This is a genomic window from Pseudomonas sp. TREG-RG-20F-10-E-6-01, assembly GCF_022662455.1.
In the GTDB taxonomy this organism is placed as follows: domain Bacteria; phylum Pseudomonadota; class Gammaproteobacteria; order Pseudomonadales; family Pseudomonadaceae; genus Aquipseudomonas.
In genome coordinates, this window is the sequence record NZ_JAKNQP010000006.1 from 45,474 (window position 1) to 62,885 (window position 17,412).

The 17,412-nt window shown below is 62.6% G+C and carries 15 protein-coding genes and 1 pseudogene; 8 read left to right on the forward strand and 8 right to left on the reverse strand.

Going from position 1 to position 17,412, the window contains the following annotated elements; translation table 11 throughout:
* Nucleotides 1-70 precede the first annotated feature (70 nt).
* Genes L8K08_RS18340 through L8K08_RS18355 form a run of 4 tightly spaced genes read right to left on the reverse strand, consistent with a single transcriptional unit; the run spans nucleotide 71 to nucleotide 5,785 of the window.
* On the reverse strand, nucleotides 71-1,264 hold the full coding sequence (locus tag L8K08_RS18340) for an EAL domain-containing protein (protein WP_106578938.1): 1,194 nt from the start codon (nucleotides 1,262-1,264) through the stop codon (nucleotides 71-73).
* Complete coding sequence (locus tag L8K08_RS18345; protein WP_242199227.1) at nucleotides 1,251-4,049, reverse strand: ATP-binding protein; 2,799 nt, start codon at nucleotides 4,047-4,049, stop codon at nucleotides 1,251-1,253. The genes L8K08_RS18340 and L8K08_RS18345 overlap by 14 nt, the downstream gene beginning before the upstream one ends.
* Nucleotides 4,050-4,106: 57 nt before the next feature.
* Nucleotides 4,107-5,063, reverse strand: coding sequence for a fimbrial protein (locus L8K08_RS18350; protein ID WP_242199229.1), 957 nt, complete (start codon nucleotides 5,061-5,063; stop codon nucleotides 4,107-4,109).
* A gap of 50 nt (nucleotides 5,064-5,113) precedes the next feature.
* Complete coding sequence (locus L8K08_RS18355) at nucleotides 5,114-5,785, reverse strand: molecular chaperone (protein WP_242199230.1); 672 nt, start codon at nucleotides 5,783-5,785, stop codon at nucleotides 5,114-5,116.
* Nucleotides 5,786-6,005: 220 nt separating this feature from the next.
* Between L8K08_RS18355 and L8K08_RS18360 the strand changes: the two genes are divergently transcribed.
* The gene (locus L8K08_RS18360; RefSeq protein ID WP_242199231.1) at nucleotides 6,006-6,527 is read left to right on the forward strand and encodes a chemotaxis protein CheY; all 522 of its coding nucleotides are present in this window, start codon (nucleotides 6,006-6,008) and stop codon (nucleotides 6,525-6,527) included.
* Here L8K08_RS18360 and L8K08_RS18365 read toward each other — a convergent pair.
* Complete coding sequence (locus L8K08_RS18365; protein WP_242199232.1) at nucleotides 6,470-8,827, reverse strand: FdhF/YdeP family oxidoreductase; 2,358 nt, start codon at nucleotides 8,825-8,827, stop codon at nucleotides 6,470-6,472. The genes L8K08_RS18360 and L8K08_RS18365 overlap by 58 nt on opposite strands.
* Before the next feature lie 236 nt (nucleotides 8,828-9,063).
* Between L8K08_RS18365 and L8K08_RS18370 the strand changes: the two genes are divergently transcribed.
* Nucleotides 9,064-10,176 (forward strand): catalase family protein, encoded by a 1,113-nt coding sequence (locus L8K08_RS18370; RefSeq protein ID WP_242199233.1) that lies wholly within the window; start codon nucleotides 9,064-9,066, stop codon nucleotides 10,174-10,176.
* Here L8K08_RS18370 and L8K08_RS18375 read toward each other — a convergent pair.
* Nucleotides 10,162-11,367, reverse strand: a complete 1,206-nt coding sequence (locus L8K08_RS18375) for a DUF1835 domain-containing protein (protein ID WP_242199234.1) — start codon at nucleotides 11,365-11,367, stop codon at nucleotides 10,162-10,164. The genes L8K08_RS18370 and L8K08_RS18375 overlap by 15 nt on opposite strands.
* Nucleotides 11,368-11,632: 265 nt before the next feature.
* Nucleotides 11,633-12,709 carry an aldo/keto reductase gene (locus tag L8K08_RS18380; RefSeq protein ID WP_242199235.1) on the reverse strand — a complete coding sequence of 359 codons (1,077 nt, stop codon included), beginning with the start codon at nucleotides 12,707-12,709 and terminating at the stop codon, nucleotides 11,633-11,635.
* Nucleotides 12,710-12,840: 131 nt separating this feature from the next.
* Here L8K08_RS18380 and L8K08_RS18385 point away from each other — a divergent pair, with 131 nt between their 5' ends.
* Both L8K08_RS18385 and fetB read left to right on the forward strand, forming a co-directional pair.
* Entirely contained in the window at nucleotides 12,841-13,518 is a 678-nt protein-coding gene (locus tag L8K08_RS18385; protein WP_145165901.1) for an ATP-binding cassette domain-containing protein, read from the forward strand.
* Nucleotides 13,515-14,306 (forward strand): iron export ABC transporter permease subunit FetB, encoded by a 792-nt coding sequence (gene fetB, locus L8K08_RS18390; protein ID WP_242199236.1) that lies wholly within the window; start codon nucleotides 13,515-13,517, stop codon nucleotides 14,304-14,306. The genes L8K08_RS18385 and fetB overlap by 4 nt, the downstream gene beginning before the upstream one ends.
* A gap of 141 nt (nucleotides 14,307-14,447) precedes the next feature.
* Here the strand turns inward: fetB and L8K08_RS18395 are convergent, their stop codons facing one another.
* Nucleotides 14,448-14,585, reverse strand: a complete 138-nt coding sequence (locus L8K08_RS18395) for a hypothetical protein (protein WP_242199534.1) — start codon at nucleotides 14,583-14,585, stop codon at nucleotides 14,448-14,450.
* Between L8K08_RS18395 and L8K08_RS18400 the strand changes: the two are divergent.
* The 4 genes and pseudogenes from L8K08_RS18400 to L8K08_RS18415 form a co-directional block, all read left to right on the forward strand.
* Nucleotides 14,560-14,787, forward strand: a pseudogene (locus tag L8K08_RS18400) (LysR family transcriptional regulator); the annotation flags it as partial. The gene L8K08_RS18395 and the pseudogene L8K08_RS18400 sit on opposite strands and share 26 nt — an antisense overlap.
* A gap of 104 nt (nucleotides 14,788-14,891) precedes the next feature.
* Complete coding sequence (locus L8K08_RS18405; protein WP_242199237.1) at nucleotides 14,892-15,524, forward strand: glutathione S-transferase; 633 nt, start codon at nucleotides 14,892-14,894, stop codon at nucleotides 15,522-15,524.
* Nucleotides 15,525-15,553: 29 nt separating this feature from the next.
* The gene (locus L8K08_RS18410; RefSeq protein ID WP_242199238.1) at nucleotides 15,554-16,474 is read left to right on the forward strand and encodes a LysR family transcriptional regulator; all 921 of its coding nucleotides are present in this window, start codon (nucleotides 15,554-15,556) and stop codon (nucleotides 16,472-16,474) included.
* Complete coding sequence (locus tag L8K08_RS18415) at nucleotides 16,474-17,358, forward strand: LysR family transcriptional regulator (RefSeq protein ID WP_242199239.1); 885 nt, start codon at nucleotides 16,474-16,476, stop codon at nucleotides 17,356-17,358. Before L8K08_RS18410 ends, L8K08_RS18415 begins: the two co-directional genes overlap by 1 nt.
* Nucleotides 17,359-17,412: the final 54 nt, after the last annotated feature.

Consider the following 17,412-nt stretch of genomic DNA (forward strand, 5'->3'; position numbering starts at 1 on the left):
AGGCGCAGGATAAATCGGCACAGGATGGAGCTGACTCCTTACTATCGAACAGATAATCCGCGGCCGCCAGCTAGTGAGATGTCGCGGGGCCATCATTGTTCAGAAGTTGTTGAAATTGTTCTGAAGAGACCGCGTGTGAAATCAGGAAACCCTGCACCTGATTGCAGTCGACCTTGCGCAGCAGAGCCAGTTGCTGCGGGGTTTCCACCCCTTCGGCCACCACCGTGAGGCCAAGTTTGCGGCCCAGCGCGATGATGCTTGCCAGGGCCTGCGCCATGCCCTCGTTGTCGTGGCAGCCCTGCACCAGTGCCTGGTCGATCTTCAATTCGGTAAACGGCGTGGAGACCAGGTTCAAGTACGAGCTGTAGCCCTTGCCGAAATCATCCTGGGACAGGCCGAAGCCCTTGATGCGCAGGCGGCAGGCGCCGGCGTAGAAGTTGCTGATGTCCTGGGGCACCGAGCATTCCATCAGTTCGAAGCAGATCATTCCCGGAATGCCGTCGTGGTGCAGCACGAATTCCAGCAAGCGGTCGGCCAGGTCATGGCTGTTGAGCAGGTGCGTGGGCAAGTTGATCGACACCGGTATTTCGTAGCCACGCTGGCGCCAGCGTTCCTGGGCGTGGATCGCCTGTTTGAGCACCACCCACAACAATCGCTCCTCCAGCTCGAATGCCTTGATCGCCGGCAGGAACGCGGCGGGCAGCATCACGCCTTGCTCGGGGTGCATCCAGCGCACCAGGGCTTCGGCGGCGACGATACGGCCGTTGGCGAGGGACTTTTTCGGTTGGAACCAGGCCTGCAACTGGCCGCTGCTCATGGCGTGCACCAGGGTGTGGCGGTCGATGTCCAGGTGCTCGGGCAATTCGGGGGAGGGTTTGCGCACCGTGTTCCTGAGTTGGTCGACGAGGCTGCGCAGGGCGTCGGCGGCGACCGGTTTGGAGATCAGCCCGATCACTTCCACATCGAGGTTTTTCGCCACCAGGCTGGCCGCCATCAGCATGCGCCGCGACGCCGCGCTCATGATCGCCAGCGCCGGCTTGCAGCGCAGGCTGGCCAGGCACTGGATAAACTGCACGCCGTCCATGCCGGGCATCAGCAGGTCGGTCAGTACCAGGTCAAAATCGCGCTGGCGCAGACGCTCCAGCGCTTCTTTACCGTCCTCGGCGGTTTCGAGCATGAAATCCCCCAACTCACTGAGCAGGTGCTGCAGGTAGATGTGCTGCAGGGGATGGTCCTCAACAATCAAAATACTAAGGGGCTTCATGGGTGATCCGTGCATAAGGCGCCAGGGAGTTGGATAGAGCCCGCAACGCAAAGGGTTTGACCAGGCAATGGTTCATGCCGGCGGCCAGGCACAGGTCGGCCTCGCCGCGCATGGCGTTGGCGGTGGCCCCGATAATCGGCAACGGACAGCCCTGACGACGCAGTTCGCGCGCCAGTTCATAGCCGTTGATGTGGGGCATGTTCACGTCCGTCAGCACCACGTCGAAGTTGCCGGCGGTGTACAGCTGCAACGCTTCCTGACCATCGGCCGCCAGCTCCACGGTGCAGCCGAGTTCTTCGAGTTGGTCACGCAAAATCAGCTGGTTGATGATGTTGTCCTCGGCCACCAGCAGGTGCAGGTTGAGTTTGTTCAAGTCACGCTGACGCGTCTGCTCACCGGCGCGGGCCACCCACAGCCCCTGGGCCTGGCTCACGGCCTGATGAACAGCGCCCAAGTGGTTGAGGTTGACGTGCCAGGCGCCGGCCTCGGCCTCCAGCGCGGTGCAGGCATGGCTGCTGACGTGAATCACCGGGCCCGGCCACTCGGGCGCCAGCGATGGATCGACGCTGCCGGGATGCACTTGCAGCAGCAGATGGCTTTCCGGCAGCGTCGGCAGCCCGGTCTGAGCGCGGGCACCCCAGCGGCGCAGCCAGCCGCTGATCGAATGCGCCAGTTCCGGGATGGGCGACACCACGTAGATCGTCTCGGCCAGCAGCGGTGTCATCGGTGGAGTCGGCGCTTCTTCCAGCGGCAGGATCAGGCTGAAGCTGCTGCCCAGGCCCAGTTCGCTGACCATGCGGATATTGCCGTTCATCAATTCGGTGAGGCGCTGGCAGATCGGCAGGCCCAGGCCGGTGCCGGCAACCACGTTAGTGTTGCCTTCGCTCTGGTAGAAGGGCTCGAAAATCATCGCCTGGTCTTCCTGGGCGATGCCTTTGCCGGTGTCCGAGACTTGCCACAACACACTGGAGCGCTCGCCATCGCGGCCAAGCACTTTGACGCGCAGCACCACGCGCCCATAGTCGGTGAACTTCACGGCGTTGTTGAGCAGGTTGTTGAGGATCTGGCGGATGCGTGTCACGTCGCCGATCAGCCGTTCCGGCAGCTTCGGGTCGAAGCAGGCATACAGCTGCAAACCTTTGCCCTGGGCGGCCGCGGCGTAGCCCTGAATGATTTCGTGGACCAGGTCCAGCGGCGAAAACTCGCTCATTTCAAGAGCCAGCTGCCCGGCTTCGATCTTCGACACATCGAGCACGTCGCAGATCAGTTGCAGCAAGGTCGAGGAAGACCCTTCGATGGCCTGCAGATAGTCTTTCTGCTGGGCGTCCAGTTGTGTGCGCGCCAGCAATTCCAGGGTGCCGAGCACGCCGTACAGCGGCGTGCGGATTTCATGGCTCATGGTCGCCAGGAACAAGGTCTTGGCGGCGTTGGCGGCGTCTGCCGACTGCCGCGCTTCTTCCAGCGCCGCTTCCACTTGTTTGCGTGCGCTGATATCGCTGAAGGCGCAAAACAGCACGTCCTCGCCCCTGTAGCGGGTCGGCGCGCTGCTCAGGTACAGGTGACGGCCGTCGATGGTTTCAAAGTAATCGCTGCGTTCGGACGGCTCACCGGCGTAGGCCTGCGCGATCCACCCGGCGCGCAACGCCTCGCGCTCCGGGCCGTGGCCCAGCCATTGCTGGGCGAGGGTGTTTTCCAGCACCACTTGGCCGTCGGTGCGGCGCAGTACGCACAGGGCGACAGGCGCGGTCTGGATCACATCGCGGCCGAACGCCTCGCTTTCGATCAGCGCCTGGATGCGATGGATCGAGGGAATGATGAAGCGCTGATCGACGCGGCGCATCACCAGCCAGATCAGCGTCAGGCTGAACAGGCAGAACAGCAGCGAACCCAGTAGCTGTTTCCACAAGCCGGTGACCACCGCGCGCAGGTCGATGGAATACATCAACTGCCAGTCCGAGGATTTCAGGTGCTTGCGGATCACCAGGTGATCGGGCAGCAAGCCGTTGCCGACAAAGCCGAAAAAGCTTTCTTCCTTGGGCCTGAGGTGTTGCTGGCGCATCTGCGTGTCGTCGCTGTTGGTAAAGACCAGCATGCCCTGGGAGTTGAGCATCATGAACTCGCCGGCGCTCTGGTCGCTGAGGGTCGAGGACACTTCACGGCTTTCCATTTCCAGACCCAGCCAGCCGGAAGTGGGGTCTTGGCGATCCAGACGGATGAATATGTACAGGTGCGAATGGTGTTCGGTGCGGTCGCTCAGCCACAACTCGTTGAGGGTGGACGGATCGCTGTGCTGCAAGGCCTTGAGGCGGTTGAGCATGCACTTGGAAATCGGCAGGACTTGCGCGGTCGCGTCATACACCCGTGTCACCTGCGGGGTAGGGCCGGCGTTCACGTACAGCAGGTTGAGTTGCTTGGCCTTGAGGTAGTCGCGCAGGCGGGCCGTCAGCCAGATGCTCCACTGGTTGCCCGGCGTGTCGCCCAGCTGCACATGCTCCTCTTCGGGAGAGGAGGGGTAAATCCTCGACTGCTTGCGCACCGCCGAGAGGCTGAGGCTTTCAAGCAGCGCCTCGCGGTTGGTGAAAAACGTATGGGCTTCGGCGATGGCGCTGCTCATGTAGCCACGGCGTTGGGAAATATCGTTGTTGAAGGTGGACAGCAGAAAGGTGTAAACGCCGCTGAGGATGCCGATGAGCAGCACGGTCGCGAAAATACGAAGCAGCCTTCTGGCTGCTTCGGGTCGGGAGAGGACGGGGTTGATCTGGAGCAGATAACTTTTCAATCGCATCGGCGGACTTTAAGCGTCGGCCGTGTCGCGTGGCATAAGACGATCCTTAAAAATCAGCTATTTGTAATACATATCCACCACCACCGCGGCGTCGAATGCGCCGGGAATCGGCAGGGTGCGCCATTTCAAATCGGCGCGGAATTCGTCGTGGCTCTGGCCCAGGCCCATGAGGTTCTGCAGCGTGAACCAATTGTCGAACGGCAATTGTTGTTGGCTCTCGGCGCGGGACAGGGCGATGCCCACCGATTTATTGTTGTCCGGTACCAGCAACCCATTGATCACACTGCCGCCACCCGGCGTGGTGGCGAAGCGCGCGCTGACGGTATAAGGCGTGTCGCAGCCTTTGCGCAGGTTCAAGCTGAAGTTTGCGGTGCTGGCGACTTCGCCGATTGCAAACTTGCGTGAGGGCATCGGGAAGCTGACCACGCTGGGGCTGATGGTCAGCTCGGGGGTACAGGGCACGAAGCGGATGCCGTTCATGCCGGTGACCACGTAGTTGAAGTTGCTGTTGGGCCTTGAGTTCAGCCCGCGCACGCCGTCCAGCTGGAACACCCGATACTCGGTCAGGGTACTGGCCTGGCCACTGGGAGGCGTCGGGTCGTATTTCTCGATGAATACGCTGAAGTTGAGGGTGAAGCGCGCCTTTTCCCAGCCTTTGCAGTTGGTCAGGTTGCAGCCGCGGTCGGAAAAGAACCCGGTGCCGACCTTGCCGGTACTTTGGGTGATCGGCTGGTTGTTATAGCGAATACCCACGCGGATACCCGTGCCGATGCTGACGTTGGCCGGGTTGACGTAGAAGTAGATTTCCTCGCGGCCGTAGTAGTAGTCATCTTTGCAAATCACATTGGTGGAGCGTGGGCCGGACTCCCAGATAATGCTGCCGTTTGGCGCATCGGCCGCCACCGCCAGGGCGGTGCCCAAGGCTTCCTTGGTAATGATCGAGTCGCTGCCGTCCTCACGGCAGGCCAGCGCATGGCTGGTGGCGGGCAGGACTGCGCAGGCCCACAGCAGCATGGGTAGCATTCGTTTGGTGAGTGACATTGGTGCAAATACCCCGCGAACCATCAGTTGAGCGCCGCGCTGTGGCGGGCTTGCAAACCGATATCGGTGATTTCGGTGAAGTGGAGGGTGGTGCCTTTGGGCAACGGGCCTGGCGCGGTCAGGGTTTTGCGCTCGAAAGGCTTGAGCAGCAGGTAATCACTGAGCACCTGGCCGTCGGTTTGCAGGTTCACCAGCGACAGGTGAAAGGCGCTGGGATTGCTGACCGTGACGGTGCGCCCATCGTTGCTGCGCCATTGCAGCTGCTGCACCGCGTCGGCCGAACCGCCTTTGAGCGCGGGTGGCCGATAGAACAGCTTGAGCCGCTGGCGTATCGCAAATTGCACGCTGTTGGGGTCTTCCGGCTTGAGCGGGATCTCCATGATGTTCAGCCAGAACAGCGATTCACGGTCGCTGGGCAACCCTTCACCGGCATACAGGATGCGTAACTGATGATGCTCGCCGGCGCCCAGTTGCACCAACGGCTCGGTGGCGGCAAACGGCACGCTGTGGCTGCTGGCTTCGTCCTCGCCGCTGATCCAGGTTTGCACCACCACTTCCCGTGCAGCCTGGTTGACCACGCCGATGTTGGCTTCGCGGTCATGGCCGAAATAGATCAGGCGCGTGCCTTCGACCTTCAGCGCTGCGCCGGCAGGCGGCGGTGCAAGGGCCAGCAATCCGCAGGCTAAAATCATCATTCTGAGTAAAAACATGAGCACAGATGAATCCATGGGAGCGTGGGGGAACGCGGCCCATGGTAGGGGCAGGGCGCAGCGGGGGCTTTCAGGCGATTCTTAAAAGTGCGCGGCTGTACCCGGTTACCGTTTCAGAATCGCCTTAAAGTCAGGTTTCACCCCTGACAGGTAACGTGGTCAGCGTTGAATGATCGACGCGGATGCCCAACTGTCAGGTTTACCTATGTCCAATAAAGCGTTACGCCTTCTGATTGCCGATGCAGACATTCTGCAACGGATCAAGATCGAGAAAATGCTCAACCAGCTGGGCTATCACCGTATCGTCCCCTTGAGCTCGTTCGACGAACTGCAGGTATTGACACGTTCGGGCGTCGTGGCGTTCGACCTGTTGATCATCAACACCGCGCTGGTGCACTCGCGGCAGGTCAACCTGTTGAAGTATTGCAATGACAACCCGCTGATTCGCCACACGCTGATCTACGACGGGCAATGTGCGCAAAGCTCGGTGGTGTCGGTATCGGTCAGCCAGACCCTGCACTTGTCGCTGTCGCAATCGCCGGATTTCAACTCGCTGCGTCGCTGCATGGAAGTGGTCGATCCGGACCATAGCCTGCCAACCGTCGAACGCCCGGTGCTGCGCGCCGTTGACAGCCGGACCAGCGTGCCGTCAGCGGTGCCACGCGCGATCTACCAGGGCGATCCGGCGGTGGTGGCCTGCGCGGTCGGGCTCTCGCCCAAGCGTTGATCAATCGGCAGGCTCAGGCGTATCGGCACCGATTTGGCCGCCGGCACCTTGCTGCGCTCGGCGTGGTGCCAGAGCGGCACCAGCGGGTTGCATTCGGGGTAATACGCCGCGGCGCAGCCTTCGGGGATGTCATACGCAACGATTTCCAGCGGGCCGACCTGGCGCTTGACCTCAGGCTCTATGGCGGTGGTCAACATCACCCCCTGACCGTTCTCGAAACCCAGCCGCGCGATATCGTTACGGTGCATGAAGATCACCTCGCGCGTGCCACTGATGCCGCGAAAGCGATCCTCGTAGCCGTAGATCGTGGTGTTGAACTGGTCGTTGCTGCGCAGCGTCATCAGTTGCAGCACATCACGCGCCAGCACCGGGGTGTTGACGTCATCGTCTTCATTGAGCGTGGCGGGCAGCACGAACTGTGCCTTGCCGCTTTCAGTCAGCCATTCGCGCTGCGCAACGGCGATGGGGCGGTGAAAACCTCCCGGTTCGGCCATGCGGGTTTCCATGTCGTGGAAGATCTGCGGGTAGATGGCGGCAATAGCGCTGCGCACCTTTGAGTAGTCCGCGCTCCAGCCCTGCCAGTCAATCGAGCTGCCCGCTGGCAGCGTGGCCTGGGCCAGGCCGGCGACGATGCTGGCCTCGGCGCGCACGTGGGCGCTGACCGGTTCGGCGCTGCCATGCCAGCCGTGGATGCAGCCGGTGCTGTCCTCGGTGGCCCAGGTTTGCTCGACACCCTGCTGCCGGTCGATTTCGATACGCCCCAGGCACGGCAGCAGCCACTGGTGTTGCGCGGGCAGCAAGTGCGTGCGATTGAGTTTGGTCGCGATCTGCACGTTGAGTTGCAAGGTTTGCCAAGCGGGCTCCATGCGCGAGGTGTCGGGAATCGCGCGCAGGAAGTTGCCGCCCAAGCCGATGAAGCCGCGCACACGCCCGGCCAGAATGCCTTCGCAGGCGTCCACTGTGCACAGGCCCATTTGCTCCGGCACCTTGAAGCCGAACTGCTGCTCGATCAGCTTGATCGGGATTTTTTTCGGGTCTTCGGTAATGCCCACCGTGCGTTGGCCCTGCACATTGGAGTGGCCGCGCACCGGGCAGATGCCTGCGCCCGGCTTGCCGAAATTGCCGCGCATCAGCAACAGGTTCACCAGCATCTGCACGTTTTGCACCCCGTGCCGATGCTGGGTCAGGCCCATGCCGTAGATCATCATGACGCGGTTACTGCGCGCGTACACCTGCGCGGCCGCTTCCAGGGCGCCGCGGCTCAGGCCGGAGCGGCGCTCGATGGTCGGCCACTGCGCGGCGCGAACCATCGCCGCAAACGCGTCGAAGCCTTCGGTGTGTTCGGCGATAAAGGCGTAGTCGAGTACCGGCGCACGCCCGTCGCGCTGCGCCTGGTCGTCCAGCTCCAGCAGCACTTTAGCCAGGCCGAGCAGGGCGGCCGTGTCGCCACCGATCGCCACCTGGTGATACTGGGTACTGATCACGGTGGATTCGGGGGTGAGCATTTCTACCGGTGATTGCGGATTGACGAAGCGTTCCAGGCCACGTTCGCGCAAGGGGTTGAAGGTGATGATCGGCACGTCGCGTTTGCGCGCATCCTGCAACTGGTGAAGCATGCGCGGGGCATTACTGCCGACATTCTGGCCGAAGAAAAACAGGCAGTCGGTGTGCTCGAAATCTTCCAGCGTCACGCTGCCGACCGGGATGCCGATACTTTCCTGCAGGCCGACCGAGGTGCTTTCGTGGCACATGTTCGAACTGTCGGGCAGGTTGTTGGTGCCATAGGCCCGGGCGAACAGCTGGTACATGAACGAGGTTTCCAGCGAGGCGCGGCCCGAGGCGTAAAACACCACGCTGTCGGGTTGCAGCGTTTGCAATTGCGCGCCGATCTCGCGGTAAGCCTCCTCCCATGACGTTTCGCGGTAGCGGTCGGTGGCCGCGTCGTAGCGCATCGGATGGGTCAGTCGACCGTGTTGCTCCAGTGCGTAGTCAGACCATTTGCGCAGTTCACTGAGCGAGTGTTCGGCGAAGAACGCAGGTGAGGTCTTGAGCGAGGTCAGTTCCCAGGCCGTGGCCTTGGCGCCGTTTTCGCAGAACTCCAGGGCATGCGGCTTGCCGGGTTTGGCCCAGGCGCAACTGACGCAGGCGAAGCCATCGGGCTTGTTCTGTTTGAGCAGCGCTTTGGTGGCCTTGGCAAAGGCTTGCTCGCGCCAGAGGATTTTCATCACCGACTGCGCCGAGCCCCAGCCGCCGCTCGCGTGGGTGTAGGGTTGAAAGTGGGCTTTTGGATAGATGAGCATGGGCTGCACCTGAGGGCTTTATCGGTGAGGGATAACGTTACGACGAGTACGCTTGGCAAAAGGTTCGAGCGGGCTTCCGGGCGGCAGGCTAACCGCTCGTCCGACGCCGTGCGGATTTGTTGAACATCCGTTTCTCTGCCTCGGCCCTATCAATCAAGACGGCCGCATTTATTCAGTCGTCGCTGCCTATTAAAAAAAGCCTGCCGTGAATACCTTGCTGAGCGGAGAGACGCCTGATGAACGACCTACCTGTAGTCAACCCAGCGATTCAGCCTTTGGCTTTTGAGCCGTCCTTCGAACAGATTCCCGATGATGAAGCGCAGACCAGCAAGGAGCTGGCCGAAGCGCTGCACGGCATCATGGAAACGACCTTTCGCGACAGTGGCCACGCCACTCGCAGTGTCCACGCCAAGGCCCACGGCCTGCTGCGCGGGCACATCAGCGTGCTGGAAAACCTGCCCGCCACACTGGCCCAGGGCGCGTTTGCCAAACCGGTGCGGTTGCCGGTGTACCTGCGCTTTTCGACCAACCCTGGCGATATTCTCGATGACAAGGTGTCCACGCCCCGTGGTCTGGCAATCAAGATCGTCGGCGTGGACGGCCCGCGATTGCCGGGCAGTGATGGCGAGGTCACCCAGGATTTCGTCATGCAAAACGCCAAGGCCTTCACGGCCGCGACGCCAAAGGCTTTTTTGAAAACCCTGAAATTGTTGGCCAAGACCACTGACAAAGCGCCGGGCATGAAAAAAGCCTTCTCGGCGCTGCTGCGAGGCGTGGAAGCCACCCTTGAATCCATGGGCGGCGAAAGCGGCACGCTGAAAAGCCTCGGCGGCCATCCGCAGACCCATATTCTTGGCGAGAGCTTTTCCAGCGTGGTGCCGATGCTCTATGGCCCTTACTACGCCAAAATCGCTGTGGTGCCGGTGTCGTCCAACCTGACGGCATTGACCGACTTGCACGTGGACTTTGGCGACAACCCCGACGGCCTGCGCGCAGCCGTCGAGGCTTATTTTGCCCAGAGCGGCGGCACCTGGGAGGTGCGCGTGCAATTGGCCACTGACCTGGAAAAAATGCCCATCGAGGATGCTTCCGTGCAATGGCCCGAGGACCTCAGCCCATACGTGACCGTGGCGCGCATCGACCTCGAACCCCAGGCGGCCTGGAGCCCTGAAAACGTCCAGAAAATCGACGACGGCATGGCCTTCAGCCCGTGGCACGGGCTGGCGGCGCATCGCCCGTTGGGCGGAGTAATGCGCGTGCGTAAACCGGCTTACGAGATGTCGTCCGGGTTCAGGGCCGAGCACAACAGGTGCCCGATCCACGAACCGCGGCCGTCAATCACGCCATAAAGGTTGGTGGTCGTCATCCAGCGTCCAATGGGGTTGGCGGGGTTCCAGACACACCCCGCCAACCCAACGCGTATGGCTGGCATGGTCCAGCCAATAGGCGTCGGCGTTCAGCACCGCTTGCCCCAGTGGGGTCAGTGCGAGTGGGCGACGCGGCCAATCGTGCTCGGTTGCAGTTTCAACCAGTAATGGCGCGTCACCATCGATCAACGGTCGCAACAACGCATGGAACATCATGTCGCCCAGAAACGGCAGCGGCTCACGCTTGGCCATTAGTTCTGCGAACACCCGGCCAAAGGGCACGGGCCCGGCTTCGGCGATGTACTGCAGGGACAAGCGTTCGGTGAGTGACAAACCATCGCGTGTGCCTGGCAGCTCCTGCAATTGGCGCGTCAGCGCGGGCGCGAGCAAGGGCAGGGCGCGGTGGTTGCCGTGAGCCAGTTGCGCCCAGTCGACCGGCGAGGGATTGCAATAAGCCGACCAGGCCTGCTTTGCCAGCTGTACGGCCTTATCGTCGATCAACCGGCGCTGTGGCCATAACCACGCGAGGACGTCGGGTGCCAGTTGCCCAATGCCGATAAACCGCTCGACGCCGGGAATGCGGTGCACTTCGATCAGCTCAAGCTTGCGCGGTGCCTGCTCAAGCCCGGCCAACGCACGGATCAGGAACAGCTGGTCATAGGCATCCGCCTCGCACCACAGCACGCTGTGTTCGGCATCGGCCAAGGCCTCAAGCTGGTGGTATTCATCACTGCTGCGCCGCGCGACTTCGGTGGGGTCCATGGCAAAGGCCTGGCTGATAAACGCGCTGCGCATCGCGCGGAAGGCGTCGCCGGGGAGGTCGCGCACCGGCCCCATGCACAGCGGGTCGGTGAGCATCTGGAACTGGCCTTTGAACCCCGCCACCTGCAGGGTGTGGGCAATGTCGCTGCCGCAACGCCAGTGGGTGCTGCGGGCTTCATCACTGGCCTCAAACGCGGGGTGGCGGGCGGCGAAGTCGAGGTCGTCGACGTGCGCCTTGAGCTTGGGCCAACTGCTGAACCCCAGTTGCCGGGCGACGTGCCATTGGGCCTGGGACAACGTGGCGGTGGGGTCCTGGCTTTTCAGGCGCGGCAACAGTTCCTTGGCGCGCTTGCGCTGCTGCTCAAGGTTAAGACGGCCATCGGTGTTGGAGGATACAGGGCGTTGCGACATACGATCTCCTTGCACATACCTTTTCCGCTTTAAGGTTGGGAGTCGTAGAAATGAAATGCAGCGTGAGTGTCTTGGGCGCAGCCCTTTCCGCGGAAGGTGGCGTAGAGAGCGCCAGGCGGGAAATATAGGCAGCATTGGCGCTCAGTGCAACCCTGCACGCGTGGGAACGGGCCTGCCCGCGACAGCGCGGTGTCAGTCAGCCAATGTGCTGACCGAACCACCGCTTTCGCGGGCAAGCCCGCTCCCACATTTTGTTGGGTTGCTCTTACTTGTCCTTACGCGCATCCATGGTCTTTTGATGCTCGGCCAGGAACGGCTGCTCCGCCGGGTCAAAACGGTCGATCCCGGCGGTGAAGCGATGCCAGTACGGATACAACGGCTGTCGCCGCGTCACCGCCTCGATGCGTGAAGACTGTTCTTCGGTGAGTTTCAGTTCGGTCGCCGCCAGGTTGTCGCGCAAGTGTGCTTCGGTGCGGGCGCCGACGATCAGCGAGGTAATGCCCGGGCGATCCTTGAGCCACGCAAGGCAAGTGCGCGCCACCGATACACCGTGCTCGTCGCCTACGGCGGCGAGGGTTTCGATGATATCCAGCGCGCGTTCCTGGTCATGCACATAGGGTTCCGGCCAGTCACTGCCTTGGCGGGTAGTGGCCGGTGGTTTGTGCCCGCGCCGCGTCGAACCGGTCAGCAGGCCTTCGCCCATCGGGCCCCATACCAGCGTGCCGACGGACTGGTCGAGCGCCAGCGGCAGCAGTTCATATTCGGCTTCGCGCGATTCCGGCGTGTAGTAAATCTGCTGGGTGATGGGCTTGAGCATGCCGTGCAGCTCGGCCTTGCCCAGGGTTTTCATCATTTGCCAGGCCGTGAAGTTGCTGGTGCCGAAGTAGCGGATCTTCCCCGAACCGACCAGCAGTCGCAGCGCTTCGAGGGTTTCCTCGATGGGCGTCATGCCGTCCCAATTGTGCAATTGGTACAGGTCGATGTGGTCGGTGCCCAGGCGCTTCAAGCTGGCTTCGCAGGCGCGGATCAAGTGGTAGCGCGAGGAACCGGAGTTGTTCGGGTTCTTGTCCACCGGGCTGCGGCCCTTGGTGGCCAACAGGATGTCGTGGCGCTTGTCGCCCAAGGCCTTGCCCACCACTTCTTCGGCCAGGCCGTGGGAGTAGAGGTCGGCGGTGTCGACCATATTCACGCCGGCGTCGAACGCGATGTCGAACATGCGCTTGGCCTGCGGCACGTCCACCGCGCCGCACTTTTCAAACTCGGCGCGGCCGCCGAAGGGCACGGTGCCCAGGATGATTTCGGACACCAGCAGGCCTGAATGGCCCAGTTGTCGGTATTGCATGTCGCCTCCTGTTTACATTGCACGTGAAGGTGTGAACGACATGAACGGCGATAGTTTGAATTTTTTCATGAAATCTTCGTGCACCTGCCGCACCATTGCGCCCAACAGGATTTAAGAGGAACACCGCGTCCATGAGCGCACTGATAGAAACCCGCGCCCTCACGCGCGTGGACGAGCGTCGCCAAGTGGCCTTGCTTGAGCCGACAGACTTCACCCTGAACAGCGCCGACCGCGTGTCGATCACCGGTTCTTCCGGCTCCGGCAAAAGTGTGTTCCTGCGTGCGCTGGCGCTGCTGGATGCGCCCACCTCAGGGCAGATTCTGTGGAATGGCCAGCCCGTTGCCAATGCCGAAATTCCCCACTACCGCAGCCACATCAGCTACCTGTCGCAACGCCCTGCGCTGCTTGAGGGCACCGTGCAAGACAACCTGCGTTTCCCGTTCAGCCTCAAGACGTTGCGCAAGCGCCGCTTTGACCTGCAGGCGGTCACCACGCTGCTCGGGCATGCCGGGAAGACGGCGGACTTTCTGCACAAAAATGCCGGTGACCTGTCGGGCGGTGAAGCCCAGGTGGTCGCGTTGATCCGCACGCTGCAACTCAACCCCGAGGTGCTGTTGCTCGACGAACCCACAGCGGCCCTCGATCCCACGTCTTCCCGTGATGTGGAAGCGCTGATCGACGCCTGGTTTGCCGGCGACACCTCGCGTGCTTTCATCTGGGTGTCCCACGACCTTGACCAGGCCCAACGCATGAGCGCCATCCACCTGCAGATGAGCGCCGGCGTGCTGAGCGCAGTGGCCCAACCATGAATTATCAAAACCTCACCGCGCTGGACATGGGCATCGCCGCCTCGCTGATCCTGATCAACGGCGCGCTGTCTTTGCTGTTGCGCCTGGGCCTGGGTCGCCAGTTGCTGTGGGCGGCGGTGCGCACGGTGGTGCAGTTGTTGGCCATCGGTTATCTGCTGGGCTGGGTGTTCGAGTTTGCCTACTGGTACGTGGTGCTGCCGCTGATGTGCGCGATGACCTTGATCGCCGGCCTGTCGGCGGCCGGGCGTGGGCGCAGAACCTATCGCGGGCAACGGGTCGACAGCATCCTGTCGGTGTGGGGCAGCTCCTGGCTGGTCACGGCGGTGGGTTTGTTTGCGGTGATCCGCATCCACCCGTGGTACGAGCCGCAGTATGCGATCCCGATTCTGGGGATGATCCTTGGCAATACCCTGACCGGCGTGTCGCTGGGCATCGAGCGCATGACTCAGGAACTGACCTCGGGGCGCAACACCATCGAGATGATCCTGGCGTTGGGCGGTTCGCGCTGGGAAGCCGCGCAGGAAGCCATCCGCCAGGCAATACGCGCCGGGATGATCCCGACGCTGAACCAGATGACGGTGGTTGGCATCGTCAGCCTGCCCGGCATGATGACCGGCCAGGTACTGGCGGGAGAGAGCCCGGTGGACGCGGTGCGGTATCAGATCGTGATCATGTTTCTGATTGCCGCGTCGTCGGCGCTGGGCACGGTAGGTGCGGTGTTGCTCACCTATAGGCGGCTGTTTTCCACCCACCACCGGTTTTTGCGCGACCGGCTGCAAGAGCGCTGACACAGCAGCCAGCACCGCCCAAATGTGGGCGCTGGCTTGCCTGCGATAACGGTGTATCAGTCGCCGAATAAGCTGACTGAACCACCGCTATCACAGCCTCGCTGAAGCCCGACAGCGCCCACAGTGTTTGGCGGGAAGGCCTCAATCCAGATCCGCCACACCAAAGTCCAGCACCACCTTCATCGCCTGGGTCTTGTCCGCCGCCAGCTCAAATGCTTGCACCGCATCACCGAACGGCACGGTGTGGGAGAACATCGCCTCGGAGCTGGGCGAGTTCACCACCATGCTCGCGCTGGTGTCTGCCGGGTTGGGCGTGGGGGTGTTGCCACAACAGGCGGCGCGCGCGCTGCCGGCCAATTGCGTGTCGCGTCACCTCGAGCTGGGGGCGTATGAGGCCAGCACCGGACTGGCCTGGACCGAGCTGGACAGCGCGGTGAAGATCACGCTGTTCAGCCTGATCCTGGAATTATTCGCGCAGTGATTGTTTCGTCCGCTGAAATGCTGGATTGTAAATCCTGATGATTGCCTCGATCAGCGCAGCGGTGGAACATGCGGGGCGTCGATACCTCATCCTTGGAGCCTTTCATGTCCCAGCCTGCAATCAAACTGTATGGTTTCCCACTGTCCGGCCACTCCCACCGAGTGGAGCTGATGTTGTCGCTGTTGGGGCTGCGCCATGAATTTATTCTGGTTGACCTCAAGCAAGGCGCGCAGAAAGCCCCGGACTTTATGGCCCGCCTCAACCACTTCGGCCAGGTGCCGGTGATCGATGACAGTGGCACGGTGTTGGCCGATTCCAATGCGATCCTGGTTTACCTCGCCAACACCTACGGCGACGGGCAATGGCTGCCGAGTGATCCTGCCGGCCAGGCGCGCGTGCAGCGCTGGCTGTCGGCCGCCGCCGGTCAACTTCACGCCGGGCCGGCGGCCGCGCGACTGGCCGTGGTGTTTGGCGCCGAGGTCGACACCGTCAGCGCCATCAGTCGCTCGCACGCCCTGCTGAGGCTGGTGGAGCAGCAACTGGGCCAGAGCCGCTTCCTGGCCAGCGAGCAGCCGAGTATTGCCGATATTGCCTTCTACACCTACGTCGCCCACGCGCCGGAAGGCAATGTGTCGCTGGCCGACTACCCTCAGGTACGCGCCTGGCTCGCCAGCATCGAGGCCTTGCCAGGCTTTGTCGGCATGCCGCGCACGGCAGTGGGGCTGCAAGCGCCGTAAATGATCTGTGGCCAGAAGAGTGAGCGCCGATGGACCGATTTCATGAAATGCAGGTATTTCTCGCGGTCGCCGAGGAGGCGGGCTTCGCCGCTGCCGCACGCCGCCTGAAAACCTCGCCGCCCAGCGTGACCCGGGCCATTGCCGCCATGGAGCAACGCATCGGCACGCAACTGCTGGCGCGCACCACGCGCAGCCTGCACCTGACCGAAGCCGGCCAGCGCTACCTGGAAGATTGCCGACGCATCCTCGCCGAACTGAACGAGGCCGAGGACGCGGCGGCAGGCAGTTATTCCATCCCGCGCGGTCACCTGACGCTCACCGCGCCCGTGCTGTTTGGCGAGTTGTATGTGGCGCCGGTGCTGGGCGATTACCTGGACCGTTTTCCGCAGGTGAGCATCAACGCCTTGCTGGTCGACCGCGTGGTGAACATGGTCGATGAAGGCGTGGAGGTGGCCGTGCGCATCGGCCATCTGCACGAGCCGGGGCAGCAGGCAATCAAGGTGGGTGAAGTGCGCCGCGTAGTGTGTGCTGCGCCAGGGTATCTCGACCAGCACGGCAGGCCGGCGCGGCCAGAGCAACTGCGTGAAGCGAAGATTGTCACGTCGTCCTCCAGCCAGTTGGTGAGCGAGTGGCGGTTTATCGAGGGCGGCCAACCGCTGACCGTGCCTATCGAGCCGCGTCTGGTGGTCACGGCCAATAACGCGGCGATCAACCTGGCGCGGTTGGGTTGGGGCATGACGCGGGTGCTGTCCTATCAAGTCGCAGCGGCGGTGGCGGCGGGAGAACTGGAGATAGTGCTGGAGGATTTCGAGCCGGCGCCGCTGCCGATCCAGGTGGTGTTCCAGAAGAGCGCGCGGGTACCGGCCAAAATTCATACCTTTGTCGACTTTCTCACTCAGCGCCTCGGGCAGGACGCGGCCCTGAACCCGGCGCTGAAGCGGCGCAGCTGATGCAGCGTTATCGCGACATGCAGCTGTTTGCGGCGCTGGCCGGGCAACCGAGCCTGGCCTCGGCGGCCCGTCACGCACACGTCTCCAGCCCGACCCTGATGCGTGCGATTGCGCGTGTGGAGGCGCGCCTGCACGCGCAGTTGCTGCAACGCAGTACGCGAGGTGTGAGCCTGACCGACGCGGGCAGCGCCTACCTGGCCGACTGCCTGCGCCTGCTGGCCGCGGTGGACGCCGCCGAAGCCTCGGCCCAGGGTTTGCACGCGCAGCCTCAGGGCAACCTGCAAGTTTTTCTGCCGTTTCTGTTCAGCCGCTACGTCATGGCGCCGGTGTTGGCTGGCTATATGGAGCGTTACCCCGACGTGCGTCTCGTTGCCCGCTATCACGACTATTACCCCAACCTGCATGAAGAGGGGCTGGACGTGGCAATCCTGGTCGGTGAACTGCCCAGTTCGTCACTGATCGCCCGCAGGGTAGGGCAGGTGCGCCCGATTCTCTGCGCCAGCCCCGACTACCTGGCCGCTCACGGCGAGCCGGCGCATCCCGACGACCTCAAGCAGCATCGCCTGATCGCCAGTGCCGATCAGGTTGACTGGGGCTTCAAAGGCGGCTCATTGAAGGCGCGCGCACGCTTGAGTTGCACCACGGTGCAAGGCGCGATCAATGCCGCTGTACACGGTGCGGGGCTGATTCGCTGCCTCAGCTACCCGGTGCATGACCAGTTGGCGAGCGGCCAGTTGCGTCGCCTGCTACCGGCCTTTGAACCGCCGGCGCTGGCGGTGCACGTGGTGTACCGCGAAGGCCGCAACGCGCCGATGCGCGTGCGCAGTTTTGTCGATCACTGCGTGGCAGCGCTGCGTGACCATCCGGCGTTTCAGTTGGCGTAATGCTGGATTGCCAAGCGTGGGCATTCTCTCGATGGGCGACAGAGCGCAGCATTC